This is a genomic window from Paenibacillus sp. A14 (genome assembly GCF_036864815.1).
Lineage (GTDB): Bacteria > Bacillota > Bacilli > Paenibacillales > Paenibacillaceae > Fontibacillus > Fontibacillus sanfengchensis.
In genome coordinates, this window is sequence record NZ_JBAGJD010000005.1 from 54,691 (window position 1) to 81,690 (window position 27,000).

The 27,000-nt window shown below is 50.7% G+C and carries 24 protein-coding genes and 1 pseudogene; 18 read left to right on the forward strand and 7 right to left on the reverse strand.

What is annotated here, in order from left to right:
- Positions 1-15 precede the first annotated feature (15 nt).
- The 4 genes from V4U88_RS14785 (at position 16) to V4U88_RS14800 (ending at position 5,814) form a co-directional block, all read left to right on the forward strand.
- Entirely contained in the window at positions 16-1,869 is a 1,854-nt protein-coding gene (locus V4U88_RS14785) for a glycosyl hydrolase (protein ID WP_442951891.1), read from the forward strand.
- A 216-nt stretch (positions 1,870-2,085) separates the two neighbouring features.
- Entirely contained in the window at positions 2,086-3,045 is a 960-nt protein-coding gene (locus V4U88_RS14790; protein ID WP_334074027.1) for an ABC transporter permease, read from the forward strand.
- 17 nt (positions 3,046-3,062) lie between these two features.
- A complete protein-coding gene (locus tag V4U88_RS14795; RefSeq protein WP_334074028.1) occupies positions 3,063-4,001 on the forward strand; it encodes a carbohydrate ABC transporter permease in 939 nt (312 codons plus the stop codon).
- 103 nt (positions 4,002-4,104) lie between these two features.
- Positions 4,105-5,814 (forward strand): ABC transporter substrate-binding protein, encoded by a 1,710-nt coding sequence (locus V4U88_RS14800; protein WP_334074029.1) that lies wholly within the window; start codon positions 4,105-4,107, stop codon positions 5,812-5,814.
- A 302-nt stretch (positions 5,815-6,116) separates the two neighbouring features.
- Here V4U88_RS14800 and V4U88_RS14805 read toward each other — a convergent pair whose 3' ends face one another.
- Together V4U88_RS14805 and V4U88_RS14810 are read right to left on the reverse strand one after the other, a co-directional pair.
- Positions 6,117-7,451 carry an ABC transporter substrate-binding protein gene (locus V4U88_RS14805; RefSeq protein WP_334074030.1) on the reverse strand — a complete coding sequence of 445 codons (1,335 nt, stop codon included), beginning with the start codon at positions 7,449-7,451 and terminating at the stop codon, positions 6,117-6,119.
- Between the two features lie 345 nt (positions 7,452-7,796).
- Positions 7,797-8,996, reverse strand: a complete 1,200-nt coding sequence (locus tag V4U88_RS14810) for an ABC transporter substrate-binding protein (RefSeq protein ID WP_334074031.1) — start codon at positions 8,994-8,996, stop codon at positions 7,797-7,799.
- A gap of 761 nt (positions 8,997-9,757) precedes the next feature.
- Here V4U88_RS14810 and V4U88_RS14815 point away from each other — a divergent pair.
- From V4U88_RS14815 to V4U88_RS14850, 10 genes and pseudogenes are all read left to right on the forward strand, one after another.
- Entirely contained in the window at positions 9,758-10,822 is a 1,065-nt protein-coding gene (locus V4U88_RS14815) for a sugar-binding transcriptional regulator (protein WP_334074032.1), read from the forward strand.
- A 91-nt stretch (positions 10,823-10,913) separates the two neighbouring features.
- On the forward strand, positions 10,914-11,924 hold the full coding sequence (gene gap / locus V4U88_RS14820; protein WP_334074033.1) for a type I glyceraldehyde-3-phosphate dehydrogenase: 1,011 nt from the start codon (positions 10,914-10,916) through the stop codon (positions 11,922-11,924).
- Between the two features lie 240 nt (positions 11,925-12,164).
- Positions 12,165-13,346, forward strand: a complete 1,182-nt coding sequence (locus V4U88_RS14825) for a phosphoglycerate kinase (RefSeq protein WP_334074034.1) — start codon at positions 12,165-12,167, stop codon at positions 13,344-13,346.
- A gap of 27 nt (positions 13,347-13,373) precedes the next feature.
- A complete protein-coding gene (tpiA, locus tag V4U88_RS14830) occupies positions 13,374-14,126 on the forward strand; it encodes a triose-phosphate isomerase (protein WP_334074035.1) in 753 nt (250 codons plus the stop codon).
- Between the two features lies 1 nt (position 14,127).
- Positions 14,128-15,675 (forward strand): 2,3-bisphosphoglycerate-independent phosphoglycerate mutase, encoded by a 1,548-nt coding sequence (gene gpmI, locus V4U88_RS14835; RefSeq protein ID WP_334074036.1) that lies wholly within the window; start codon positions 14,128-14,130, stop codon positions 15,673-15,675.
- 70 nt (positions 15,676-15,745) lie between these two features.
- On the forward strand, positions 15,746-17,035 hold the full coding sequence (gene eno / locus V4U88_RS14840; RefSeq protein WP_334074037.1) for a phosphopyruvate hydratase: 1,290 nt from the start codon (positions 15,746-15,748) through the stop codon (positions 17,033-17,035).
- 482 nt (positions 17,036-17,517) lie between these two features.
- The gene (locus tag V4U88_RS27005) at positions 17,518-17,751 is read left to right on the forward strand and encodes a hypothetical protein (protein WP_416367280.1); all 234 of its coding nucleotides are present in this window, start codon (positions 17,518-17,520) and stop codon (positions 17,749-17,751) included.
- Positions 17,736-18,005 (forward strand): annotated as a pseudogene (locus tag V4U88_RS27010) (group II intron reverse transcriptase/maturase); the annotation flags it as partial. The gene V4U88_RS27005 and the pseudogene V4U88_RS27010, both read left to right, overlap by 16 nt.
- Before the next feature lie 161 nt (positions 18,006-18,166).
- Entirely contained in the window at positions 18,167-18,478 is a 312-nt protein-coding gene (locus V4U88_RS27015) for a hypothetical protein (RefSeq protein ID WP_416367284.1), read from the forward strand.
- 28 nt (positions 18,479-18,506) lie between these two features.
- Positions 18,507-19,772 (forward strand): ABC transporter substrate-binding protein, encoded by a 1,266-nt coding sequence (locus V4U88_RS14850; protein ID WP_334074038.1) that lies wholly within the window; start codon positions 18,507-18,509, stop codon positions 19,770-19,772.
- Positions 19,773-20,098: 326 nt separating this feature from the next.
- Here V4U88_RS14850 and V4U88_RS14855 read toward each other — a convergent pair whose 3' ends face one another.
- Complete coding sequence (locus tag V4U88_RS14855; protein ID WP_334074039.1) at positions 20,099-20,287, reverse strand: hypothetical protein; 189 nt, start codon at positions 20,285-20,287, stop codon at positions 20,099-20,101.
- Positions 20,288-20,579: 292 nt separating this feature from the next.
- On the opposite strand from V4U88_RS14855, the gene V4U88_RS14860 reads away from it, so the two are divergent.
- The 4 genes from V4U88_RS14860 (at position 20,580) to V4U88_RS14875 (ending at position 21,768) form a co-directional block, all read left to right on the forward strand.
- Entirely contained in the window at positions 20,580-20,897 is a 318-nt protein-coding gene (locus V4U88_RS14860) for a hypothetical protein (RefSeq protein WP_334074040.1), read from the forward strand.
- Positions 20,898-21,053: 156 nt separating this feature from the next.
- Positions 21,054-21,287, forward strand: coding sequence for a hypothetical protein (locus tag V4U88_RS14865; protein ID WP_334074041.1), 234 nt, complete (start codon positions 21,054-21,056; stop codon positions 21,285-21,287).
- A 9-nt stretch (positions 21,288-21,296) separates the two neighbouring features.
- Complete coding sequence (locus V4U88_RS14870) at positions 21,297-21,503, forward strand: hypothetical protein (protein ID WP_334074042.1); 207 nt, start codon at positions 21,297-21,299, stop codon at positions 21,501-21,503.
- A gap of 106 nt (positions 21,504-21,609) precedes the next feature.
- Complete coding sequence (locus V4U88_RS14875; RefSeq protein WP_334074043.1) at positions 21,610-21,768, forward strand: hypothetical protein; 159 nt, start codon at positions 21,610-21,612, stop codon at positions 21,766-21,768.
- A 166-nt stretch (positions 21,769-21,934) separates the two neighbouring features.
- Here the strand turns inward: V4U88_RS14875 and V4U88_RS14880 are convergent, their stop codons facing one another.
- From V4U88_RS14880 to V4U88_RS14895, 4 genes are all read right to left on the reverse strand, one after another.
- Positions 21,935-24,301, reverse strand: coding sequence for an FAD-dependent oxidoreductase (locus tag V4U88_RS14880; protein WP_334074044.1), 2,367 nt, complete (start codon positions 24,299-24,301; stop codon positions 21,935-21,937).
- Between the two features lie 29 nt (positions 24,302-24,330).
- Complete coding sequence (locus V4U88_RS14885; protein WP_334074045.1) at positions 24,331-25,158, reverse strand: carbohydrate ABC transporter permease; 828 nt, start codon at positions 25,156-25,158, stop codon at positions 24,331-24,333.
- A gap of 16 nt (positions 25,159-25,174) precedes the next feature.
- Positions 25,175-26,056, reverse strand: coding sequence for a carbohydrate ABC transporter permease (locus tag V4U88_RS14890; protein ID WP_334074046.1), 882 nt, complete (start codon positions 26,054-26,056; stop codon positions 25,175-25,177).
- 130 nt (positions 26,057-26,186) lie between these two features.
- The gene (locus V4U88_RS14895; protein WP_334074047.1) at positions 26,187-26,996 is read right to left on the reverse strand and encodes a response regulator transcription factor; all 810 of its coding nucleotides are present in this window, start codon (positions 26,994-26,996) and stop codon (positions 26,187-26,189) included.
- Positions 26,997-27,000: the final 4 nt, after the last annotated feature.

A 27,000-nucleotide genomic window follows, 5' to 3' on the forward strand; every position in this document is an offset into this window, starting at 1 on the left:
TTCTGGTTGGGGACGATGGGGTATACCGGTTGGGTGGGAGCGGCTTCTTCCTCGACCGTGAAGGCTTCCGCCAAACCGGCGAAGGCCGTAACCGTTACTTATAAAGAGGCGGTTCTGGAAGGGTATGGAATCGAGAAGCGTGGCCGCGTCCCTGAAGAGAAGGACACCTTGTATGACGGCGAAGGCTATATTTCCTTCTTTTTCGAGGAAGTTGCAAACGCTACCAAGCCGGTCGGAAGTGCGACATTCACTGTAAACGTCCCCGAGGGGGGCCTATATAAGCTGAGTGTGGGGTATTATCTTCCCCAGGGGAACGGTGACAAAGTGACGGCCATCCAGATAAATGGTGCGGGAGCCGGGGAACTGACACTCGATGCGCCGGCGGCAGGTACGGTCCGGGCGGAAAAGATGATCACCAAAGTCATGCTGAACGCCGGCAGCAATACCGTCAAAATTTTGCGGGGATGGGGTTACTATGGCATTGAACATATCAAGCTAGAACCGGCGGACCCCCCCGTACCCGGTCATGAGAAAGCGACCGACGTATTGACCAATCCGGACGCGACGCTCGAAGCAAGGGCGCTGATGAACTATATGCTTAACCAGTATGGACGGAAGATCATTTCCGGACAACAAACGTTTGAGGATGCGGAGTGGATTAAGCAGCAGACCGGCAAATCCCCGGCGATTTTATCCGGCGACCTGATGGATTACTCTCCTTCCCGTGTCGAAAAGGGCGCAACCTCGTCGGAAATCGAGAAGTTGATCCAATGGCATGAACGCGGAGGTATCGTGTCTTTGCTCTGGCACTGGAACGCGCCGAAGGGGATTGGAGGCGACGATCCCGGACGCGAATGGTGGCGAGGATTTTATACCGAGTTTACGACCTTTGACGTAGAATACGCACTCGATCATCCGGATTCGGAGGACTACAGGCTCCTCATTCGGGACATTGACGCGATCGCGGTTCAGTTGAAGCGCCTGCAAGATCATAATATACCGGTGTTATGGAGACCGCTGCACGAAGCGGAAGGCGGCTGGTTCTGGTGGGGGGCGAAGGGCCCGGAGCCGGCGAAGCGGCTGTACAGACTGATGTATGATCGGTTGACCAACCATCATAAGCTGAACAATTTGATTTGGGTATGGAACTCCGAGAAGAAGGAATGGTATCCTGGCGACGAAGTCGTGGATATCGTAAGTGTCGATATTTACAACCCTGCGGGCGACTACCACCCGAACATCGCGAAATACGACAATCTTCTTACTTTGACGAACCATAAGAAAATCGTGGCCCTGGCGGAGAATGGCCCCATTCCGGACCCCGATTTGCTGCGGGCGTATGGTGCCGATTGGAACTTCTTCAACACATGGACCGGCGAACATGTAAGGGACGGTAAGACAAATACTTTGGAGCATCTGAAAAAGATATATCACCACGACTACGTTCTTACACTTGATGAGCTTCCGGCGGATTTGTACTCCAGCCTTACGTATCAAGCGGAGCATAGCGAATCGGCCGGGATGTCCCTGAATAGACAGAATAGTCATGCAAGGAACGGCTCTATCACCGGTCCGGAAGGAACGGGAGGGAAGCTGCGGATCAAGGCGAATGTTGCGCCCGGAACATACACGCTTACGGTTCGCTACAAGGCGGACAACGGTGAAAAGAAGAGTAAAGTTATGGTGAACAACCGATCGGCAATGAATCCTACATTTACGGGAACGAAGATGTGGAAGAATGTCGCTTTGGGACAGATTACCCTTCAAAAGGGCGAGAACACGATAGATATCCAGCCTCTCGGGGGCGGGGTGAGTATAGATTATGTGAAGCTGACGCACGTGGCATCCACGGCGAAGAACCCCGGCTGAAGCTGCGGTTTGCCCGGCGGATCATAGTAAGGAACGGAATCCCCTGTACGGTCATGCGGATGCTGCACCGTCAGGGGGATTCAGTTTATTTGCTTGCAAATCAGTGATTGTTTCTGAAAACATTGAAGATTTTAGAATGAATTTGTGCGGAATCCGCGTTATGTTTCCTAACCAGCGTTCGCTTTATAATTATTGCTGAGAGGGGGGAACAAGCTGATGAAAGCGATAACAGCAAGAAGTCAAACCGATATCGGGCCAAGAAACAAACCGCAAAAATGGAAAATATTCAAAAACCAGAAATACCTTTATATGATGTCGATTCCTTTTGTACTTTGGGTTTTCGTGTTTCAGTATTTGCCGCTTTGGGGCTGGACGATGGCATTTCAAAACTATAAGCCAGGCAAGGGGTTTCTGGAGCAAAAATGGGTCGGTCTGGAGCATTTTCAAATGCTGTTTCATGACGACCATTTCTACCTTGTGCTGAGAAATACGCTCGCTATGAGTTTTATGGGGCTTGTGGCAGGCTTCGTGTTTCCAGTATTTTTCGCTTTACTGCTTAACGAGGTGCGCATTCAGTTTATGAAACGGTTTGTGCAAACGGTCTCATATCTGCCGCATTTCGTATCCTGGGTCGTGGCGGCCGGGATCGTCACCAAGATGCTGTCGACGGACGGCGGAGTCGTCAATTCTTTGTTGATGAACCTTCATATCATCAAGGAACCGATCCAGTTCATGTCGAATGGCCATCTGTTTTGGGGGATTGTGACCGGAGCGGATGTCTGGAAGGAGACAGGCTGGAACGCCATTATTTATCTGGCGGCGATCTCCGGCATCGGACCGGAATTGTATGAGGCGGCACGGGTGGATGGAGCGAGCCGGTTGAAGCAAATATGGCACATCACGCTACCGGGCATTCGGCCGACAATCATCGTTCTGCTGATTATGTCGATCGGTCACCTGGTCGGGATCGGGTTCGAGAAGCAATTCCTGCTAGGGAACCATCTGGTGAGCGATTATTCCGAGGTGCTGGATTTATATGCGTTAAATTATGGCTTGTCCATGGGACGCTATTCTTTCGGTACCGCCATTAATATCTTCAATTCGGTGATTAGTGTGATTCTACTGTTTGTCGCAAACGGCATGTTCAAGAAATTTGCCAATGAAAGCATCATGTAATAAGGAGGGATTTTGAAATGGAAACAGCCGGTTCCTCTACCGCTCACATCAAAGCCAAGAGGTCGAAGCTGGCTTCCAGGCCTCTCCGGGACTGGATTTTCGATACGGTAGTATATGTGCTGATCATCATTATTACGGTTGTCACCCTGTACCCGTTCCTGAATGTGCTAGCTATTTCTTTAAATGATTCCGTAGATACCGTTCGTGGCGGACTCACTATTTTTCCGAGGGAATTTACCCTGGAAAATTATAAGCTGATCTTTAGTTACACCGGACTTGTTACCGGGTTTAAAATCTCGGTACTCCGCACCGTCGTCGGAACTTTGGCCGGCCTGGTCAGTGGCTCGATGGTTGCCTATACGCTGGCCCGCAAGGATTTTCAAGGAAGACGTTTTGTCTCGGTATTTCTGGCCATCACGATGTACGTATCCGGCGGAATGATCCCGGGCTTCATTCTGATTCGGAACCTGGACCTGATCAATACGTTCGCCGTGTATATTCTGCCGGGGCTCGTAAGCGCATTCAATATTTTCGTCATTCGTTCGTTCATCGATGGAATTCCTTATGCGCTTCAAGAATCGGCTAAACTCGACGGCGCGAACGACTTTACGATTTACTGGCGGGTCATTCTTCCGCTCTGCAAGCCCGCGCTTGCCACCGTTGCGCTGTTTCTCGCCGTTGGACAATGGAATTCCTGGTTCGACACCTACCTTTTCAACGGCTCCAACGACAGTCTGACCACGCTGCAGTATGAGTTGATGAAAGTTTTGCAGAGCACCACGACGAGCGCCAATAACGTCAGAGGCGATAATATGAACCAATTGATGGCTCAAGTGTCGCCGGATTCCGTGAAAATGGCGATCACCATTATCGCGACCGTGCCGATTCTTGTCGTGTACCCGTTTTTGCAGAAGTACTTTGTTAAAGGCATGACACTGGGCGCCGTGAAAAGCTAATGCGCCGAGGATTTGCGAAAGAGTCTGCAATGGGTTGAATGCAGGTATGTTAAGGTGATTCCGTTCCGTAACCCAATCATTTTAAAAGGAGTGTTTAGCTATCATGAAGATCCAATCCAAAAGAACGGCGGTCTCTCTGCTGGCGGCCGTGCTCTTGCTCGGCCAGCTCGTCGGCTGTAGCGGTAGCAACAAGCCCGGCGATGGAGGAAATTCGGCTAATCCGGCAGGCGGCTCAAAGTCCGGCCCCGTTACGTTAACCTATTTTTCCGAAGATGCCAGCTCCAACTGGAATAATATGCAGGATCGAATAGGGAAGGTGATCACAGAAAAAACGGGCGTCATACTGGACGCGGAATTCGCGGTGGGCGATCCCGTTCAAAAGGTGTCGATTATGGCGGCAACCGGCGAGGTTCCGGACCTCATCGCGGCCAAAGCGGACCTCGGCAAGCTGGTTGACGTAGGTGCGGTTCTCGATCTGACGGATTTGATCGAGGAGCACGCTCCGAACATCAAAAAGATGTTGGGCGACAAGATCGTTCGCACCAGATACAGCCTGGAAGACCAAGCGATCTACGCGATTCCGACCTGGTCCTCGGTCGACGAGCGGAAAATAAGAGCCGAGTATGGCTTCCAACTCCAGCATCGCGTCGTGAAAGAAGCGGGTTACCCGGAAATCCGCACGGTTCAGGATTACGAGAAGGTCATTAAGGATTATTTGGCCAAGCATCCGACGGATGAGAACGGTAACAAAAATATCGGGTTAACGCTCAATGCGGATGATTGGCATATGTATCAGGTGACGAATATGGGCTACTTTACGACAGGCGGGCCGGATGACGGTGAATATTACGTCGATCAGAACACTTTTGATGTGACTTACCATTTCCGCCGTCCGGAGGAACGGGAATATTTCCGCTGGCTGAACCATATGAACGATATCGGTTTGCTGGATAAGGAAAGTTTTGTTCAAAAGACGGACCAGTTTAAAGCGAAGGTCGCTTCCGGCCGGGTGCTCGGCCTGATCGATCCGGCATGGGACTACGGTGAGGCGCAACAGGCTCTGAAATCGGCCGAAAAATTCGACCAAACTTACGGTCATTATCCCGTGACGATGTCCAAGGAATACAAGGATACCAGCTTCTGGCCGGCCGGCTTTGACGGCGGTTACGGCATAGCGATTTCCAGCAAGTGCAAGGACCCGGTAAAGGCGATCAAGTTCCTCGATTACTTGGCCTCCGAAGAAGGACAAATCCTTATTAACTGGGGCATTGAAGGCACAGACTACATCGTTAAAGACGGCAAAAGAATCGTACCTGCGGAAACGCAGAAAAAAATGGATAAAGAAGGAAACAGCTATCTGAAAGAATCCGGACTTGGATTATATTGGAACCTGACGGTTCATTACGGGGACGGAATCAAGGACTCCAGCGGAAGAAATTACTTTACCAAGAATAACGAAGAGTTATTGACCGCTACTTACAGCCAGCCGGAGAAGGAAGCGTTAGCGGCTTACAAGATCGAGCACTGGAAAGATTTGTTCCCGAAAGAGGAAGAGTTCCCGGAAAGAAAAGCGGGTGCGGTTTATAACATATCCCCGCCTAGCGACAGCGTAGCCACGATTCTGGGAGCAAAAATGAAGGATATTACCTGGAAGCGCGTTCCGGAAGCCATTATGGCCAAACCGGATCAGTTCGATAGAATCTGGGACGAGTATATGGCAGAGCTGGAAAAGGCCGGTGTGAAAGAGATGGAGGAAGCCTATGGCCAGTTCGTCAAAGACCGGGTTAAGCTTTGGAGCGGGGAAGCCAAATAGAGTAAAACCCAATAAGGCCGAGCAAGAGGCTGCACATCGCGTCAGATTCAAGCTGGGACACTGTACGTTCCGTGGCATTTAGATATACGATCGGCTCGCTCGCCGTTGTATTGTTCAACGACGGAGAGCGAGGCCAAGCAAACAAAACCCCTGACGCCGAAGGCAGAATACAAGTTTGCGGCGAAATGGGCGGATAAGGTTGAGAGGGGATGGGAACCCATCCCTCCAATCACTCCAAAGTAGAAGTCAGAGCCACTGAAGGACGCCGTCAGGCGTTTTTTTTATGTATTGTGGTCCGGCATTTATTGGAGGTCACCTTGGTTATTTTTCTTTTTTTGCTCAAGGGTAAAGACCGCGGTGTCAACGGCCTCTTGTCCCTTAACTTCCACCTCGGCAAGGGCTTCATCCAAAGTGATTTCATTTTGCAGAAGCTTATCCAATACGCCTTGGGCAGCGTCCTGAAAGGCGTCGAGAACTTCGGCATCGACTTGGGTATACAGGTCAACATAATTGGGATTTGCTTTAAGGGTGTAAAGAGGAGACAAATCATGGTCCCCAACTTGCGCCACGTAATCGGTTATAGCAGGCAATCCATAATTTGGCTGCTTCCTGGCCAATAGTTGGCTGTTCACCGAATCTCCAGCTATGAATTTAACCAATTTCATCGCTTCGGCTCCGTGTTCTGTGCTTGAGGAGACGCCAAAAAAGTCAAATATTTCGTAAAAATTCATATAATCCGGATTCAAAGGATCCACTGGAGCTGTAACCATTCCCCAGTCGATTGAGGTAGCATCTTCAAAATGGGAGAACGGTTCAAAATTATAGGCAAGAGCATTGGAAGTGACGGTCATAGCGGCATTTTCAGTTAAAAACTTGGGGTGTTCCATCGAATCGAGTTCTTCTCCCTGATCATAAACTACCCCGGCACGAAAAGCTTTCACCGCGGCGGTCCAGATGGACTTCCATTTATCCGTATTCATCGTGACTTTCATGGTTTTTGGATCCAAATAAGTTAGGTTTTCTGTTTGACCCGCTTTTAAAATACAGTTTATGGTAACATTGCGATAATAGTTCATTTGTATTCCGTAAAGGGGTTCCCCCTGATCATCTTCTGTCGGGAACCGTTCAGCTAATGCAAACACCTCTTCCCAAGTCACTCCATTCCGGGGGTAAGGGATATGATAAGCATCAAATAGCTTCTTGTTATAATAAAGCGCCTCACTATGAAAAGTAGGTGGAAGAGCATAATACTGGCCGTTGTCCGATGCGGCTTCCAAAAGTGACGTGACAATCGGAGAAAGATCGCCGGATTCCGTTCCATTGGTTAATGGGGGAAAAATCGGTTTTAAAATCCCCTTTTTAATAGCCTTCTTGTACTGCTCCATACCATTTATGTAAATAACATCCCCTTCACGATTCCAACCTGTTTCTTCGGATACCGGATCGCTTGGAATCACTTGAATATCGATGTTGGGATATTTGCTTTCGAATGCATAACCAAAGTTAACATAAAATTGCTTGGCGGACGGATAAGCAACTTTGAGAATAACAGGCTCCTCCGGCTGACGCGGTTGGCAGCTTGACAGTAGTATTGTTATAAGCGGCAACCATAATAACATCCGAATTTTTCTGAGCATATATAGTTCCCCTTTGTGAAAGAAGGGTGGGATGCCCCACCCTTAGAGATTACCCCCAGCTATCCGACGCGTAATCTTGAGCGTACTTTCCGCCGGAAAAATACGTTCTCGACGCTGTGTTCAAGCTGTACGATCCGGAATCGGAGTATACGCCATCTTTCGTGTACCAGGTAGCTTCGGAATTTCTTTTCGTAGTTGATGACGACCCGGATTCCTTTTTATTACCGGACTTATAAAATGTACCTTGTACAGTCAACTTTGTCATTTTTGTGTTGGATGTCGTAGCGTACAAAGGGAGATTGGATTCCCCATTTACAACATTTCTCCTAAAACAACCCATTCCCCTTACTGGCTTAACTCACTCGGCATCTCGTCTAAAACTTCTTGGACCGTTTTATGGCCGGACAAGATTTGTTCGACGGATTCATTTATAAGATCATACATTGGATCGGGAACAACATTGTTTTTCTCTATGGGCCGCAGCTTGTAAAATGCTTCAAAATTTCTGTCACGATCCCCTAAGGAAGTATAAGAAATTAACGAGGAGAAGCCGTATACGGAGCGATATTCCCACTCCGCGACTTTATCGGACATGAAAAATCGGATCAACTCCCAGGCAGCGTCGGCTTGTGATGAAGTGCTGGGAATGGACCAGAGTCCCCCTAGCGAAACATGGTGACCGGATTGGGGAGAAGCAGGACTGACTGGCATGGTAACCAGTTTCCATTTTAGTTCGGAGCCTTGCTGCTCTAAACTGTTAACATCCTCGTAATTAACAACAGCCATTGCATAATTTTCTGAAATGAAGGAATTTTTATTGATGTCGTTAAATGCAATATTCCCGCGTTTTAATGGTACTTCTATTAACTCTAGTACTTTTGCCCAGGACGGGGTGTTTAAAGAGATGGTTTTCGTCTGCTCATTGTAAACATGAAGATTTTCGGTTTGGCCTATGTCGATCAACCAATCGGCTGGGGACGGATAGGGTAGGGATAACCCTTTTGGAAACCGGTTAGCCAGAACGATAATATCTTCCCATGTCATCTGTTCAGTGGGGTAGTTCACACCGTATTGATCAAAAAGCTGCTGATTATATACTAAAGCGCTGCTGTAAAAAGTAGGAGGCAATCCATACAGTTTGCCGGTGCCATATTGTTTTGTTAAATCTACGACACTCGGCACCATATTTTCCAAAGGAAATGATTCCCGATCTATATAATTGTCGAGGGGTTGAAGTAATCCGTTATTTATAGCCTGCTGAAATTGATTTGAAGGCAAATAAATCATATCCACATCATTGCTTTCCGCCCATTCACTTACGGTTACTTTTCTTCTTAAGATATCGCTTGTTGGAACGATGGTATACTCTAAATTCGGATATTCCAGCGCTAGAAGAGAAGCGTATCTATCATCAAAGTGTTGCTCAGAGAAATAGCCGATGTTTAATTTGACCGCCTCTTTATTTTCCAGGGGTAACGGTTTCTCGGTACAACTTGATAAAATCGTCAAAGTTAAAGTAAGAAGAAGTAATAGAAAGCTGCGCAACCTTAACAACTCCACTTCCAATAAATTCAATTATTCTCACTATTTATATTAATATCAGAAATATTGATAGTCAATTTTTGTCGCTATATGATGCACCTAAGGTTGCCTCCTTGTTTCCTTGCTTACATATTTTTGCATGCAATACTATAAACACGTGGAACGCTAAATTTTTGAAAAAAGAGGGAAATCCCATTGTATTCATATTGCTTGGCGTTGGGTAAGGATGTTGAAATGGTTTCGTAGATATGTTGCTAACATCCACAATTGTAGATATAAAGTGCCACCGTCCGAATCTATAACATTACCGGGAAAATCTCCCGTTAATATACCGCTCTTGGCTCTTGGATCGGATTTAACTGGAAAAGCTCCATCTATTTCGCAGCCCTTTTGCCGATATACACAATTTCAGACGAATTAGCGGGAGGTTTTCCAGCTAAATCGCTTCTGCAGCCGTATACAGACCAAATTAACGGGAAGAAATCCCGTTAATTTGAACCAAACCATGAGTTGTAGGCCAAGCGTGTGAAAGGAACCCTTTACACCGCTGTAATTTTCAAGTGTTAAAAATGGTTGGCCATTACAATCCTCCGTTTTTAGACAGGTTTGTATAACACGCCCAAAGAATGAGAATTCTACGGACGTCAGGCTTGCAACCACTCTAAAAATTGGTTAAAATAACGGTGGGACTTAAAAAGTTAACCCGGGACATTTTAAGGCCAAGGAGAAGGAGAGAGAAGTCGAAGCTTGCAGGAGTGGAAAGCATGCGAACTATTTTAGAAATGCAAAAGCAGCTTCTTCCTGATCTCATGGAAATTCTCAAGAAAAGGTACACCATTCTTCACCAGATCTTGTTGTCGGATGTGGTCGGCCGCAGAACGCTTGCGGTATCCCTGAACATGACGGAACGAGTGTTGCGGGCCGAGACGGATCTCCTGAAGGCTCAGGGCCTGATTGAAATCGAGAATATAGGCATGAGAATCAGTGATTCGGGCAGAAAACTGCTGGAGGATCTGGAGCCGGTAGTGAAGGAAATTTTCGGATTGTCCGAGTGGGAAGAAAGAATCCGAGAAGCCTTCGGACTTCGCAAAGTGGTGATTGTTCCCGGCGACACCGAAGCTTCCCCGTTGACCAAGAAAGAGCTTGGCCGCGCGGGAGCCAAGGCGCTGCTCGGCGTTATGCGCAGCGAGGATGTCGTTGCCGTGACCGGCGGCAGTACGATTGCCGAAGTCGCGGAGCAATTGAGTCACCCGGCGGGCTTGTCGCTCAAGCAGAGCTGGTTCGTACCGGCGCGGGGCGGGCTCGGGGAAAGCCTGGAAATCCAGGCAAACACGATTGCTTCCGGCATGGCCAAACGGGTGGGGGCGGGCTACCGTCTGCTGCATGTCCCCGATTTGCTCGGCAAGGAAGCGTATGAATCGTTAGTGGGTGATCCGAACATCCAGGACATCGTTGAAATGATCCGCAAAGCGCGGATCGTCGTCCACGGTATCGGAGACGCTATGGAGATGGCCCGGCGTCGCAAGCTGGAGGAGTCAATAGTTCAGGAACTGCAGAACAAGGGCGCGATTGCGGAATCATTCGGTTACTATTTTAATGCGGATGGCGCCGTCGTTCACAAAATGCTAACCCTGGGTCTTCGCCTGGAAGATATTCGACGGACCGAAACGGTCATCGGCATCGCGGGCGGAAGAAGCAAAGCGAAGGCGATCCTGGCGGTGTTGCTGTACGGACAGGAGGATATTCTTGTCACGGACGAAGCGGCGGCCGAGGATATTATGAAGGAACTCGAAGGTATCAAGAGCATGAACAAGAACACGGAATCTTAAGCAATGAGATTCAGCCTGAACCTGTTTACTCATGACGGGTACTTCACCCGTCTTGATTAATAAAAAAAACGAACACTGGGAGGATCTATTCATGAGTGTAAGAGTTGGTATTAACGGTTTTGGACGTATCGGACGCTTGGCTTTCCGCCGTATTCAAAACGTGGAAGGCATCGAAGTAGTAGCAATCAATGACCTGACAGACGCTAAAATGTTGGCTCATTTGTTGAAATATGACACGACGCAAGGCAAATTTGAAGGCGAAGTTGAAGTTCATGACGGCTTCTTCAAAGTTAACGGCAAAGAAGTTAAAGTACTGGCTAACCGCAACCCTGAAGAATTGCCTTGGGGCGAGCTTGGCGTAGACATCGTTCTGGAGTGCACAGGCTTCTTCACTACTAAAGAGAAAGCTGAACTTCACCTGAAAGGCGGAGCTAAGAAAGTTGTTATTTCCGCACCTGCTACAGGCGACATGAAAACTGTCGTTTACAACGTAAACCATGAAATCCTTGACGGTTCGGAAACCGTAATTTCCGGTGCTTCTTGTACTACTAACTGCTTGGCTCCTATGGCTAAAGTACTTCAAGACAAATTCGGCATCGTTGAAGGCTTGATGACTACGATCCATGCTTACACTGGCGACCAAAACACGCTGGATGCTCCTCATGCTAAAGGCGACTTCCGTCGCGCTCGTGCAGCGGCTGAGAACATCATCCCTAACACAACTGGTGCTGCAAAAGCGATCGGTCTGGTTATTCCGGAACTGCAAGGCAAATTGGACGGAGCTGCACAACGCGTGCCTGTACCGACTGGTTCCTTGACTGAGCTCGTAACCGTTCTTGACAAGAAAGTTACTGCAGCTGAAGTAAACGAAGCCATGAAAGCCGCTTCCGATCCAGAAACTTACGGCTACACGGAAGACGAAATCGTATCTTCGGACATCAAAGGTATGACATTCGGTTCCCTGTTCGACGCTACGCAAACTAAAGTACTGACTGTTGGCGACAAACAACTGGTTAAAACCGTTGCTTGGTACGACAACGAAATGTCCTACACCGCTCAATTGGTTCGTACTTTGGAATACTTCGCAAAAAAAGTTAAGTAATCCCCGATTTCTTTGATAACCACGCCAAAGAGGAGCAACCTTTGCAAGGGACTCCTCTTTGGTTCATGATTTTTTTGTTTTATCGACATTCACACACACCTTTTTATAAAAATAAATAGAGAAGCAGTACCGCTTAGGAGAGAAATCAAGCGTCGAAGTAGTATAGCCGGAAATGCGCAGCGCGTTGACCGTGCCGAGCGTATCAAAGCGCAGCGCTTACCTATTAGGAGGAACGTGGAGATGAACAAGAAAAGTGTACGTGATGTGGAAGTAACCGGCAAACGCGTGTTTGTCCGCGTGGATTTCAATGTGCCGATGCAAGACGGCCAAATTACCGATGATACCCGGATTCGCGAAACGCTGCCGACAATCAAGTATCTGATCGAAAACGGCGCGAAAGTGATTTTGGCGAGCCATTTGGGCCGTCCGAAAGGTCAAGTGAACGAGGATATGCGTTTGACACTGCCTGCAAAGCGCCTTGGCGAACTGCTGGGCAAGGAAGTGGCCAAAGCGGACGAAGCGATCGGCGATGCCGTAAAAGCGAAAGTTGCCGCGATGAACAATGGCGATGTTCTCGTCCTTGAGAACGTTCGTTTCTATCCGGGTGAAGAAAAGAACGATCCGGAGCTTGCTAAGCAATTTGCGGAGCTTGCCGATCTGTTCGTTAACGACGCATTCGGTGCCGCTCACCGTGCGCATGCTTCCACAGAAGGCATTGCTCACCATTTGCCGGCTGTATCCGGTCTCTTGATGGAAAAAGAATTGTCCGTGCTCGGCAAGGCCTTGTCGAATCCGGACCGTCCTTTCACAGCGATCATCGGCGGTTCCAAGGTTAAAGACAAAATCGACGTCATCGACAATCTGCTGAACATTGCCGACAACGTTCTGATCGGTGGTGGCCTGGCTTATACCTTCTTCAAAGCCCAAGGCTATGAAATCGGCCAATCCTTGCTGGATGACAGCAAATTGGAGGTAGCTCTCGGTTTTATCGAGAAAGCGAAAAAGCTCGGCAAGAACTTCGTTCTGCCGGTTGACGTAGTCATCGCTGACGATTTCAGCGCGGATGCCAACCATAAAAATGCAGACATCGACAGCATTCCTGCGGATTGGGAAGGCGTGGACATCGGGCCGAAAACCCGCGCGAAATATGCCGAAATCATCAAAAATTCCAAGCTGGTCGTTTGGAACGGACCGATGGGCGTCTTCGAAATCGATATTTTCGCGAACGGCACCAAAGAAGTGGCTGAAGCTTGTGCTACTACAACAGGCTACACCATTATCGGCGGCGGCGATTCCGCGGCGGCGGCAGAGAAATTCAAACTGGCCGACCAAATGGACCACATCTCTACAGGCGGCGGCGCTTCCCTGGAATTCATGGAAGGCAAGGCGCTTCCGGGCGTTGTGGCTCTGAACGATAAATAAGATAGTTTTAACGAAGGAGTGTGCTCCATGAGAACACCTATTATTGCCGGGAACTGGAAGATGTTCAAAACCGTTTCCGAAGCAAAAGCTTTCTTCGAGGGCATCAAAGGGAAAGCGGAAGTTGAAGGCGTAGAGAGCGTGATCTGCGCTCCGTTTACGAATCTTCCGGCTTTGGTGGAAGCCGCCAAAGGCACGTCGATCAAAATCGGCGCGCAAAACCTGCACTTTGAAGACGAAGGTGCATTCACCGGCGAAATCAGCGGGGGAATGCTGAAAGAGCTGGGCGTGGATTATGTCATTATCGGACATTCCGAGCGCCGTGCTTATTTTGGCGAAACCGATGAAATCGTCAATAAGAAGGTACATGCCGCATTCAAACACGGATTGACGCCAATCCCGTGCGTCGGCGAAAAGCTGGAAGAGCGCGAAGCGGGTCAAACGAAGGATGTCGTGAAGGTCCAAACCGAAGCGGCCCTGAAGGGGTTGTCCGCGGAGCAAGCCGCTCAAGTCGTTATCGCCTACGAACCGATCTGGGCCATCGGCACCGGCAAATCTTCCACTTCGGAAGATGCCAATGAAGTCATCTCCTACATCCGCAGCCTGGTGAAAGACCTGTACGGTGTGGAAGTAGCCGACAAAATTCGCATTCAATACGGCGGTAGCGTGAAGCCGGAAAATGTGAAGGAATATATGGGCCAAAGCGACATCGACGGCGCGCTCGTGGGCGGCGCCAGTCTGCAACCGGCTTCCTATATTCAATTGGTTGAGGGGGCAAAGTAAGATGTCCACTCCAAAACCAGTAGCACTGATCATCATGGACGGCTTCGGACTTCGGAATACGGTGGAGGGGAATGCGGTCGCTCAGGCAAACAAGCCTAACTACGACCGTTACCTGAAAGAGTATCCGAATACGACCCTGACCGCTTGCGGCGAAGCCGTAGGTTTGCCTGAAGGTCAAATGGGCAATTCCGAAGTCGGTCATTTGAACATCGGCGCCGGACGGATCGTCTATCAGGATTTGACTCGTATTTCCAAGTCGATCCGCGAAGGCGAGTTCTTCCAGAACGAAACCCTGGTTGCTGCCGTTCGCAGCGCCAAATCGAAAGGCAAGAAACTGCATTTGTACGGGCTTCTTTCCGACGGTGGGGTGCACAGTCACATCGACCATATGTTCGCGATGCTCGACCTGGCCAAGAAAGAAGATATGCACGAAGTGTATATCCATGCTTTCCTGGACGGACGTGACGTAGCTCCGGACAGCGCGAAAGGCTTCATCGAGCGTCTGATCGCGAAGATTGAAGAAGTAGGCGTAGGCAAGATCGCTACGGTTCAAGGCCGCTATTATGCCATGGACCGCGACAAACGCTGGGAACGCGTTGAGAAATCGTACCGTGCGATGGTATACGGCGAAGGTCCGAAGTATACCGATCCGGTTACGGCCGTAACGGAATCGTACGAGAAGTCGGTATTTGACGAGTTCGTGATGCCGACAGTGATCGTGGATGGTCATGACCAACCGATCGCGTTGGTGGAATCTGGCGACTCCGTCGTGTTCCTGAACTTCCGTCCCGACCGTGCGATCCAGTTGTCCAACGTGTTTACGAACAAGGACTTCCAAGGCTTTGACCGCGGACCGAAATTTCCGAAGGATCTGCACTTCGTCTGCCTGACGTTGTTTGCGGAAACGGTGGAAGGTTTCGTGGCCTATGCGCCTAAGAATCTAGACAACACGTTCGGCGAAGTGCTGGTACAACAAGGCAAGAAGCAGCTCCGTATCGCGGAAACGGAAAAGTATCCGCACGTAACCTTCTTTTTCAGCGGCGGGCGCGACGTGGAGCTTCCGGGCGAAACTCGCATCCTGATCAATTCGCCGAAAGTGGCGACTTATGACTTGAAGCCGGAAATGAGCGCTTATGAAGTGGCTGAAGCCTGCGTGAAGGAAATTGAAGCAGACAAGCATGACGCCATCATTCTGAACTTTGCCAACCCGGACATGGTCGGACACTCCGGCATGCTGGAACCGACGAAGAAGGCGGTCGAAGTGACCGACGAGTGCGTGGGCAAAGTGGTGGACGCCGTTAAGGCCAAAGGCGGGGTCGTTGTGATCATCGCCGACCACGGCAACGCGGACATGGTGTTCGACGAGAACGGCCGTCCGTTTACCGCGCACACGACCAACCCGGTTCCGATTATCGTCACTGACGAAAATGTGATCCTGCGCGAAAGCGGCATTCTGGCCGACGTGGCACCGACGCTCCTCGACCTGATGGGTCTGCCGCAGCCGGCGGAAATGACCGGTCAATCGATGATTGCTGGCCGCAAGGCTTAAGATTTTGATATATTGGATATAGATAGCAGTACAATCCTAAAAAATTGAAAATCAAAAGGAGAATATACACATGACTATTATCTCTGACGTATACGCTCGCGAAGTCCTCGACTCCCGCGGTAACCCGACAGTAGAAGTTGAAGTATACTTGGAATCCGGCGCCATCGGACGCGCGATCGTTCCTTCCGGCGCTTCCACAGGCGCTCACGAAGCGGTTGAGCTTCGCGACGACGACAAATCCCGTTACCTCGGCAAAGGCGTTCTGAAAGCCGTTGAGAACGTAAACGAAATCATCGCTCCTGAAGTGATCGGAATGGACGCGCTGGACCAACTCGGCATCGACAAACTGATGATCGCTTTGGACGGCACGCCAAACAAAGGCAAACTCGGCGCTAACGCCATCCTGGCCGTTTCCATGGCTGTAGCCCGCGCTGCAGCTGACGCTTTGGACCTGCCTCTGTATGTTTACCTCGGCGGATTCAATGCTAAACAACTGCCGGTTCCAATGATGAACATCGTTAACGGCGGCGCACATGCCGACAACAACGTTGACGTACAAGAGTTCATGGTATTGCCTGTAGGCGCTCCTACATTCAAAGAAGCTCTTCGTATCGGCGCTGAAATTTTCCACAACCTGAAATCCGTTCTGAAAGCTAAAGGCTTGAACACGGCTGTTGGCGACGAAGGCGGTTTTGCTCCTAACTTCACTTCCAACGAAGACGCTTTGTCTTCCATTATGGAAGCTATTACGAAAGCTGGTTACAAACCAGGCGAAGATGTTTTCCTGGGCATGGACGTAGCTTCCACCGAATTCTTCAAAGACGGCAAATATCATCTCGAAGGCGAAGGCAAATCCTTTACGCCTGCTGAGTTCGTTGACCTCTTGTCTTCTTGGGTTGACAAATATCCGATCATCACCATCGAAGACGGCTGCTCTGAAGACGACTGGGAAGGTTGGAAATTGCTCACTGAAAAATTGGGCAACAAAATCCAACTCGTTGGCGACGACTTGTTCGTAACTAACACTGAGCGTCTGGAAAAAGGGATCAAAGACGGCATCGGTAACTCGATCCTGATCAAAGTGAACCAAATCGGTACGCTGACTGAAACCTTCGACGCGATCGAAATGGCAAAACGCGCTGGTTATACAGCGGTTGTCTCCCACCGTTCCGGTGAGTCCGAAGACAGCACGATCGCTGACATCGCGGTTGCTACCAATGCCGGCCAAATCAAAACCGGTGCGCCTTCCCGTACCGACCGTATTGCGAAGTACAACCAATTGCTCCGCATCGAAGATCAATTGGGCGAACTGGCTCAATACAACGGCTTGAAATCCTTCTACAACCTGAAGCGTTCTTAAGATCAAAATAACGCGCCAATACACATACAAAATAGACCCGTCCGCTTAAGCGGACGGGTCTATTTATTGTACGCCCAGCATGGGCGTCATCTCTAGGGTGAGAGTCCTGAACGGGGGCTGGCGAGGCGCCTACCGTTAGCCAAAAGCAAGGGTGTCCATCGCGAGGTGGAATCTGAAGGAAGCCGGAGGCAAAAGCACGGGCCAAGGTACACGAACTGGATTTGAGGCAGGATTAGTCGGATGAGTTGCCTAGACACAACAAAATCCAAAGCCGCCAAGGGCTAATCTTATAGACTCCAGTGGTCGCGGGCGGAAAGATGACGCTCTTATCTGGGGAGGCCTGTGGGAAAAAAATGCGAAGTCACTTCGTAACCGCAACCGAGAGGTTGCGCTGAACCCACAGGAGTCAGCAGAGGCCATAGTACGTAAGTACGGGACGCAGGAAAGCGGAAGGGCGTAAGCCGAAAGGAGAGAGGAAACCGATGCGTTCGAGTGGAGAGCAAAGACAGCCGAATATCCCGGAAGGGAGCTGCCAGCAAAGAGAAACGGTGAAGCCGTCAGGGTATGCTGGAGCGCCGAGCTATCCACCGGCACAAATCGCCCCTTCCTATCGCCAAGCACAGAACGACTTGCTAGAGCGAATGCTCGAAGGAGAGAACATTAGGCTCGCCTATAACCGAGTGGTGCAAAACGGAGGAGCTCCCAGCGTGGCTTGAAATTCGTCCGCTATGCAGACGACTGCAACATCTTCGTCGCGAGTAGATGGGCAGGCGAACGTGTAATGAAATCGATAACTCGCTTTGTAGAAGGAAAGCTGAAACTAAAAGTGAATCGGGAGAAAAGTGCGGTTGACAGGCCATGGAGGCGCAAATTCCTCGGATTTAGCTTCCTATCCATTAAGCAGGCGACGATTCGACTGGCTCCCAAGACGATCTCACGGTTTAAGGAGAAAATCCGGGAGCTTAGGGAAAATATAAGCTTAACAGACGTGGAAAGCTTTGATTCGGATGAGAAGGTGCTATCTATACTCCAGCAAATTGAGAGCGACAACCTCCTATCGAAGACAAATGGCTTAGACAGAGATTTACTAATGGTATAGACTTATCCGGTGGGGAGTGGCAAAAGATAGCAATTGCGAGAGCGCTATTTAAAGAGGCTGAAATTATTTTTTTTGACGAACCTACGTCTTCACTGGATCCAATAGCTGAATCAAATATGCTAGATCTGTTCTATAAGATCACTGCAGGGATGACTACTATAACTGTGACCCATAGACTGGGGAGCTGTAAACAGGCAGATAATATTATTGTTTTAAAAGATGGTGAAATTATAGAAAGCGGTTCACACTCTGAGCTGATGAGCAAAAATGGTTACTACAAAAACATGTATTTGACCCAAGCCAAGTGGTACGTGGAAAATAAACAGAATGCATTATCTTTTTAATAAATATTTGTATTAAGGAGATTTTAGTATGAAAAGATGGATTGTGATCCTTGTGGTCATTATGTTGATGCAATCGGGGTGTGCGAATAGACCAGTGGAAAGAGATGTTACACTCAGGGTTCTTTATTTTGATACTGATGAGTTTATGACCAAATACGGAAATGTCTTCAGTGCAAAGCATCCCAATATAGATTTTGAAGTCATACCATTATCTGATTATTATAAGCAGGGACTGAGCGAGAAAACGCTTAAACAGTTAATAAAAACCGAACAACCTGATATAGTTTATGTGGAGGAAACGTTTTTTGACTCCATTATTTCTGAAGGAATGTTGGTGAAACTTGATCCATACATTAACAAATCTAGAAATTTAAAAATTGAGGAAGTAAACCCCAATTTGCTGGAATATTTACGCTCAAAAGGTCAAGGTAACATTTATGCTTTAACACCAACATTTTCAGCAAAGGCACTATTTTATAACAAAAGGCTTTTTGATCAATATGGTGTGGATTATCCAGTCGATGGAGTGAGTTGGGAAGATGTCTTTAAATTGGCTACTACTATAACGAAATCTGCTACAAATAAAAGTGATTTTGTAGGACTATATTATGATAAAACTTTGTTTGGTATGGCTGTTGATATCGCAGCATCACAAGGGGTTCGTTATATAGGTACAGCAGGAAGCCAAGCAACAATAAATACTTCGAGTTGGGAGAATGTTTTGGGTCCTATTCTGGAAGGGGCTAAAGCGGGAACTTTGAAAACAAGAGAAAGCATTAATAAAATTGAAGAAAATCCCGGTAACTTTCCATTTACATCCGGAAACATAGCTATGACGGTTGACTATTCCTATCTGATGGATGATCTATTAAATGCGGATTTCGAGTGGGACGTTGTCACCGCGCCGGTAGATCCAGCCTATTCTAAGAGCGCCTCAGCTATTTTGCCAAATGCCCTTTTTGGAATTTATTCCGGATCGAGTAAAATGGAAGAAAGTTGGAAATTTATTGAGTATATCAATGGTTCAGAATTTGCAAACACATATCAATCGAGTAACGATTTTTCCGTACTCCTGTCACGGGATGGATACTATAGTCAGCTTAATAAGAATTGGAAAGCATTTTATAGTATTACCCCGTCAGATATTCCCAATATTCCAATAAGTACTGAGCAAAATGACGAGATTTTCAAAATTGCTAATCAACAACTGTGGAAGGCTATTAATGACGATATAAATATGAAAGAGCTATTATCTTCACTGCAAAACGAGATTCAAACTATTATCAATCACTAGAAGATAACCATTTTTACTTTTATATTTTTTAAAGCGTAGGTCGGAAAACGAACTGGGGACATATTTCCCAATACCCTTCCCATTTAGCTCTCTAAGTGCCAAACATCACTTCCACAAGCACCTAAATCAGTCCTTTGCACTTTATTAATTTTATCTATATATCCAATTCGGTAATTCGATATTGCTCGATTTAACACAATTTTAATTGGACGATCTCGCTGAATGCAAATATGCGTGATTGGACAAGAACCCCTGCATTACCTGCAGGGGTTCTTTGTACTGGTATTGGGGGCCAGCACGCGCTCACTAATAGATCGGCCGCTCCGTCAAAAAATCCAGCCCCCGACCACCGAGGTCGCTTCCGGCCGGCTCAAACCCCGCGCGGAGAGCGGGGCGGCTACGCCGAAGGTTTGCCCGGCATCGGTCAGAACGGTATGCTCGGCCGTCCGTCCGCCGGTCGGAGGCCCGGCGATCCAGATCCCGCCCCGGTGGACAAACGCAAGCGCTCGCTCCAAGTAGGACGGCGACACACTCCCGAGTAGCCGGAAGTCGGCAGCGTATGCAGTTGACCGGGCCGGAATGGGCCGAGGTTGCCGGAAAGTAAGAACATAAGCAAAGGATGCAAAAATGCAGGAATCTACTTCCTAGCCCATTCCGGCCCCCTGCTTAATCGCGCTGCCCGTTCCTCCTAACCCGCCGATAAAACACCTTACTCCACTAACTAATCTTCTACCTTTCGCACGTACCACCCCAAGTAAATGCAAGGTACAATGGTAAAAAATGCAGACTTTTACTTTAGGAAACGGGGTGGGAATTTTGGGACGCCTGTTTTTGGCGGTTATGGTTTTGTTCTCGAGCCTTGTCGCGGGTTGCTCCGATCGGGCCGCTACAGGCAGCGGGGATTGGGCCTATGCCTTCGTCCGGTGGCAGGGGGACAGTTATCGGGTTACGGAGGAAAGCGTACCCGCGGCGGAAATCGGGGAGAAGCTAGGCGAGGTGGAGCATTTCTCGGATGACGAGAACTTCTCCGCCTCCAGCAGGTCGACCTGGTCCAACGCCTATCCAGCTGGGACCGAATTTTTTGAAATTAGCGGCCATTCCAATAACGATGCGATCGTGGGTTAAGGTGGAGTAGGAGAACGTGGGGACGGCGTACGTGAAGTTGGTCCGGAATTGAGGTATGGACTGGAGCCGACGCCCGGCTGATTTCTCGGGCTGCTCTCCGAAAATAGCGGCCTAATTGGACGCTTTTTCTGCCAATTAGGCTTCGGTGCGGAAAACTTGAGCAAATTTGTCAGCGGTCAACTCCGTTTTGAGGTAGGGGAGGTGAATAAGGGTCTTTTAAGGCGCTATTTTGTCGAATTTGGCTCTTTAGGCGCTTATTTTTGGAAAAAAGCGGCCCAAACCCTGATCTGGGTTTCGTACAAGGTAAATAAGGCCCTTTTTGACCGCTATTATGCCGTGGAGCCGAATCGAGCCAAAATAACGGCCCAAAAGTCACTTGCGTTGCATTAACCCTGACACATGATTACAACGGAGCTTGATGCCTTAATCGCTTTTAAAGAACTTCGCAAAAAAGTACAGGCTTTTAAACAAGGTTCTGCAGTTAGAAAGTCTAACGGCCGTGAGAGCCGTTATGTTGCGATTGAATCACGTAATGGGATTTTAACGGTCGTGTGGACCGTTATTTACCTTCATTTCGACCAAAACAGCCATACTTATATGAAATAGGGGCCGTGGCGGCCGTTAGAATTTGGATTCAGCGCAAACAGGGCAAATAACGGCTGTGGCGACCGTTAGCATGGTTTAGAGGCGGAGACGACGATCTAAGTTCGACATGTTGCTTGCCGAAGCGGCGGATTGGCCCCAAATGGGCAGCATCAAGGAAGGGTTGATGCAACGTCATTGCCCAGAAGGCAGTTATTTTGGCGGCCGGCAAGAGAAGCTGCGGGTACCAGGCCTAGTTCGCCACGTCGTCACTAAAGCCGGCGAATAAGTCTCATAAAGGCTGGCAAGGTTAGCACCCATGTCAGTTTTAATGCCACGCTAGCAGTCATAGAAGGCCCCATTTCTTTGTAACAGGTCCCAACGGCGCCTGCACACTACGGCCTCTGCACCCAACGGTCGCTTCCACACTACGCCTGCCTGCACACTACCGCCGTCTACTCATAGGCCCGGATTTCGATGACCTCCGCGTAAGCCGAGCCATGGGTCTCTTCAATGACCAGCCGAACGGCCGCCGCGGTCAAAGGGCGGGCAAGCGTGTGGACCCGTTTTCGCCGGCGGTTGCCGGTTTCGCGGAGCACGGGGGTCCAACTTCCGTCGTTCGCCAGGGCCTCGATCCGGTAGCATTTGGCCAGTTCCGGGATGACTTCGAAGGGTGTCCGGTGATGATGCAGATTGATCAGGTCCTCGTTCACATCGTCATTGAAAATCAGGTGCAGCTCCCGGATTTCCCGGGGCCGGTCCCAGCTTAGCTCGATCCAGGGAGCAGGCTGCTCCGGTGTCACCGCGTCCTCAGTCGCCGACACGCTCTCCGTAACCGCTCCCCCCGCCGTCAGCGCCACCGCATCCACCGCCGCCGTCACCGTCGCCGCCGTCACCGTCGCCGCCGACATCGGCCCGGACAGCCACATATGCGGCCCCCCATACGGGCGCTTGTAGCCATCGATGATCCGTTCGGGGCGGTAAGCCTCCGTCGGGAAGTCCGCCCGCAGGCAGAAAAGCCGGCGCGCCAGCCGCTTCATGCTCCATTCCACGACCGGCTGGGTGTCGTCGTGATCCTCCAAATCTTTGGATACGCCGGACCCTACGCCCCGCTCAAAAGCAAGCAGGCCTGTCACTGTGGAGTTCGACAGATACAACTGGAGCAAGGGATTGCCGCGCACGATGACAAAAGCGTTCTGGCTTTCGTCCGGCATCCAGTCGAGCTCCACCGCGACCCACTGTTTCGGACCCTCGGCAACCTGCACCGAGGCTCGGTATTCTAGCGCGGCAGGAACGTAATTCTCCGGTCGCCCGGTGCTCCACACCTCGACCGTCATCTCCGTCGGGCCGGCCGCGTCGACGAGCCATTCCAGCTTGCCGCGTAGCCCCGGGTCGGCCGGCAGCAGGACGGCGATGTCGTTCTCCAGCGGGTAGGCCTCCCGCGGGGTCTCCACGGCGATCCGCGAGAGATGCGAGGAGGCGCGTACGACCGCCTGCCGGGCCAAATCGCCGGGGTCGCGGTTGACGAGCCCCAGCACGGAGGCGTCCTGCCGCAGCAGCGTTTGCTGCAGGAGCGGGGTATGGTGCCGGGACATCTCTCTCGGCGTCATGTTCCGCTCGGCGCACAGCGCGGCCGCCGTTCCGGCGGCTTCCCCCAGGATGGCGCAGGTGGCCATCACCCGGGTGGTGCCGAAGGCGACGTGCGTCGCGCTGATGTTCCGCCCGGCGAACAGCAGGTTCGCCACGTTGGCGGAATAGAGGCTGCGGAACGGGATGTGGTAGTTGCCGTCCGCGTGCATATGCTTGGAGCCGCTGGCTTCGGCATACATCCCCTGCGGCGGATGCAGGTCGATGGACCAGCCCCCGAAGGCGACCCGGTCATCAAAACGTTGCTGGGCGATAATGTCGTTTTGCGTCAGGACGTAATCTCCCGTAAATCGCCGATATTCGCGCTTGCCCGGCTGGGAGCCGACCCATTCCAACGTCAGGCGGTCCGCGTCGAATCGGCCCGAATTTTTGATGTAATCCCAGATGCCGTAGATTACGGACCACAGCTCATCGCGGATCCGCTCGTTATCGTGCACCGTGTCCAGTTCGCCGCCCCACTCGATCCACCAATAGTGGCAGCCGGAGTCCCCGCTGCGGATGATCCGCTTCAGCGGAATCGGCGTTCGGGTAATATCCTTGGCGAACGAAGGCGGCACGAATTTGACGGGATGTCCCGCGTCCTTCGTGTAGAACAGCAGCGTGCTGCCCAGCGTAATCTCATCGGCTTCCTCCGGCGCCCACGCTTCCCCGAATTCATGCCGGGCTTCCCGGCCGATCCGGTACCGCGCTCCCGCCAGAAACCCGACGAGTCCGTCGCCCGTACAATCGAGAAACATCGGGCTCTCGAAGGTGATCCGCCGCTCCGATCCCATCATCCAGCCGGTCACCGACCGGATTCGCCGGTCTTCGTCCGGCCCCTCCGCTTCGACCTCATGCACGTCGGTATTCAGATATAGCGAGATGTTCAGTTCGGCCCGCACCGTTTCCAGGACAACCAGATCCCACAGGTACGGGTTGCCGTCGGGGTTGCGGTACTGGTTCTCGACGAACATTTCGCCCATGATTCCCGTCTCCCGGGCGTACCGGTTAATCCCGTGCGCGGTCGCTCCGCAGACCCATACCCGCACCTCGCTGCTGGAGTTGCCGCCCAGCACCCCGCGGTTGTGGACCAGGGCGACTTTCCGCCCGAGCCGGGCCGCCGCCACGGCGGCGCATACGCCGGCCAGCCCTCCGCCGACCACGGTGATATCGTTATGAACCTTTTCCAATTTCATGTTCCAAAGCACTCCCTTCCTCATTAGGTTCAACCCTTAACCGCCGAGCTGGCCACGCCTTCAATGATGTACTTCTGGCCGATCAGGAAGACGAGAATCATCGGAATGATCCCGGCGGTGGCCGCGGCCATCATGCCGTTATAGTCGACGTTATTTTCAAGAATGAAATTCTGCAGACCGAGCGGAACGGTGAATAGATCCTGGTCGATCAGAAACACGAGTGCGTTCTCGTAATCGTTCCAATGCCAGGAGAAATCGATGATGGCCAGCGTGGCCAACGAAGGTTTGGCCATCGGCAGAATAATTTGCGAGAAGATGCGGAAATGCCCGGCTCCGTCCAAAAAGGCGGCCTCGGAAATCTCGTAAGGCACCGACAGGAAAAACTGCCGCATCATAAACACGCCGAAAATCGTGAACATCCCCGGGAGAATCAGCGCCCAATGGGTGTTGTAAATGCCGGCCCAGTCGAACATGATGAATTTGGGCACGAACAGAACCTGGGGCGGAACCATCATCATGGACAAATAAATCAGGAACAGCGCGTTCCGGCCCTTAAATTCGATCCGCGCAAAGCCGTAAGCCGCCAAGGCGGAGAGCAGTACCGCCCCGGCTGTACCGAGGAGCGCCACTTTCAGCGAATTCAAGTAATAATGCACGAAGCTGTTCGGTCCTGTCCATATTTTCAGATGATGCTCCCAGTGGAAATCGGTGGGAATCCACCGGATCGGGTAATGGAACACCTCCGCCGGCGTTTTGAACGAGGTGCTGATCATCCACAGGAAAGGAACGATCATGACGATGCTGAAAAACAGCATAAGCAGCGTGAGAACGATTTTTTGCATCAGGGCTCTAGTCATTGTCGGTTTTCCCTCCTTAATAGTGGACCCAGCGTTTTTGTCCCATCCATTGGACCGTGGTGAACAGCAGGATGATGAGGAACAAAGCCCAGGAGATGGCGGAGGCGTAGCCCATTTCGTAATAACGGAAGGCGTTCTGGTAGATGAACAGCGAGAGCACGGTCGTACTGTTGCCCGGCCCGCCCTGCGTGATCGCCTGGATAATGCCGAACTGCTTGATCGACATAATCAGTCCGGTAATCAGCAGCAGGAAGGTCGTCGGGCTGACGAGCGGCCACAGAATGGTGCGGACCGTTTGCCAGGTGCGGGCTCCGTCGATTTTGGCGGCTTCCAGCAGTTCGCCGGATACTTCCTGCAGGGCGGCCAGATAGATGATCATGTTGTACCCGAGCATAAACCAGATCCAGATGATGTCGATGGCGTACATGGACGTGTCCATTGTGGACAGCCAGCCCGGGGGATTGGTCACGCCCAGCGAGCGCAGAATGCCGTTAATAGGGCCGTTGTTCGGGTGGAAGAGCAGCATCCAGACAAAGGCGACGGCTACCCCGCTTGTAATGTAGGGCATGAAATACAAGGCGCGCAGCGTCTTTTTGAGAAAAACCGAACGGTTGAGCATGACGGCGACGATAAAAGCGAGGCCGATGGACAGCGGAACCGACAGTAGGAACAACAGCGTGTTCCCGATGGCGGTATAGAAGACCTCATCCTGAAGCATGCGCCGAATGTTGGCCATTCCGATGAAATTCGTATCCGGGTTCATAAACTTGTAGTCGGTGAACATGAGGTAGAATGAATACGCGGCAGGAACAATAAAGAACAGCAGCACCCCCAACATATTAGGCCCGATAAATAAGTAGCCGAGATATTGCTGACGTTTCATCCAGGATGTTTTCACAAAAGCCCCACTCCCTTTAAACTTGATCTCCCCTACAGCTTATCAGCGGGACCCAAAGGGCATAAGAAACAAAACCACCGACTTCATGCGACAGAAATGCGCATTTGCGGCGGTGGTCGGGTAAAGCGTCCTACAGTTTTGTTCTATCATCCGTTTTGTTCAACTGCCTGTATTTGCTGGGCGTGTGCGAGGTCAGCCGTTTGAAAATTTTAATGAAGTAATTGTCGTTCATGAATCCGACCCGGTGGCCGATCTCATGTACGGGCAGGTCGGTCTCGATCAGGTACCGGCTGGCTTGGTTGACCCGGACTTGATGCAGGTAATGGATGAGCGTGTGGCCGGTTTTCTTTTTGAAAAGCGAGCTGACGTAGTTCTCCCCCATCATCACATATTGGGACATGGATTTGACGGTGATATCCTGCGCGAAGTTGACGTGGATGTACTGCAGGATTTTCTGGATTTCCGGATGGGTGGTCACATTCTCTTGCAGCAGGGGCGGCAGTGCCGGGCGGGACGCCGATTTTGCCGGGCTCACAGCCGGCCGGTTTCCCTGAACCCGATCCTTTTGCAATTCGGCGCTGATTTTTCGCAACGTCTCCCGCAGCGAGTTCACGCTCATCGACAGCTTCAAAATATAGTTCGATGCGCCGTATTCCATGGCCTGGCGGACGTATTCGAAATCGCTCATGCAGGTCAGCATGACGAAGCGGGAGTCGTAGCCTTCTTCCCGGCTGCGTTTCAACAGCTCGACCCCGTCCATTTCGGGCATAATAATGTCCGTCAGGACCAGATCGGGCGGTTCCCGCCGAATCAGCTCCAGCGCTTCCGCGCCGTTGCCGGCCTCCCCGGATACCGTGAACCCGAGTTCCTCCCAGGCGATAATTTCCCGCACGGATTCCCGCACGAACACTTCATCTTCGACGAGCAGTACATTCCACATGAAT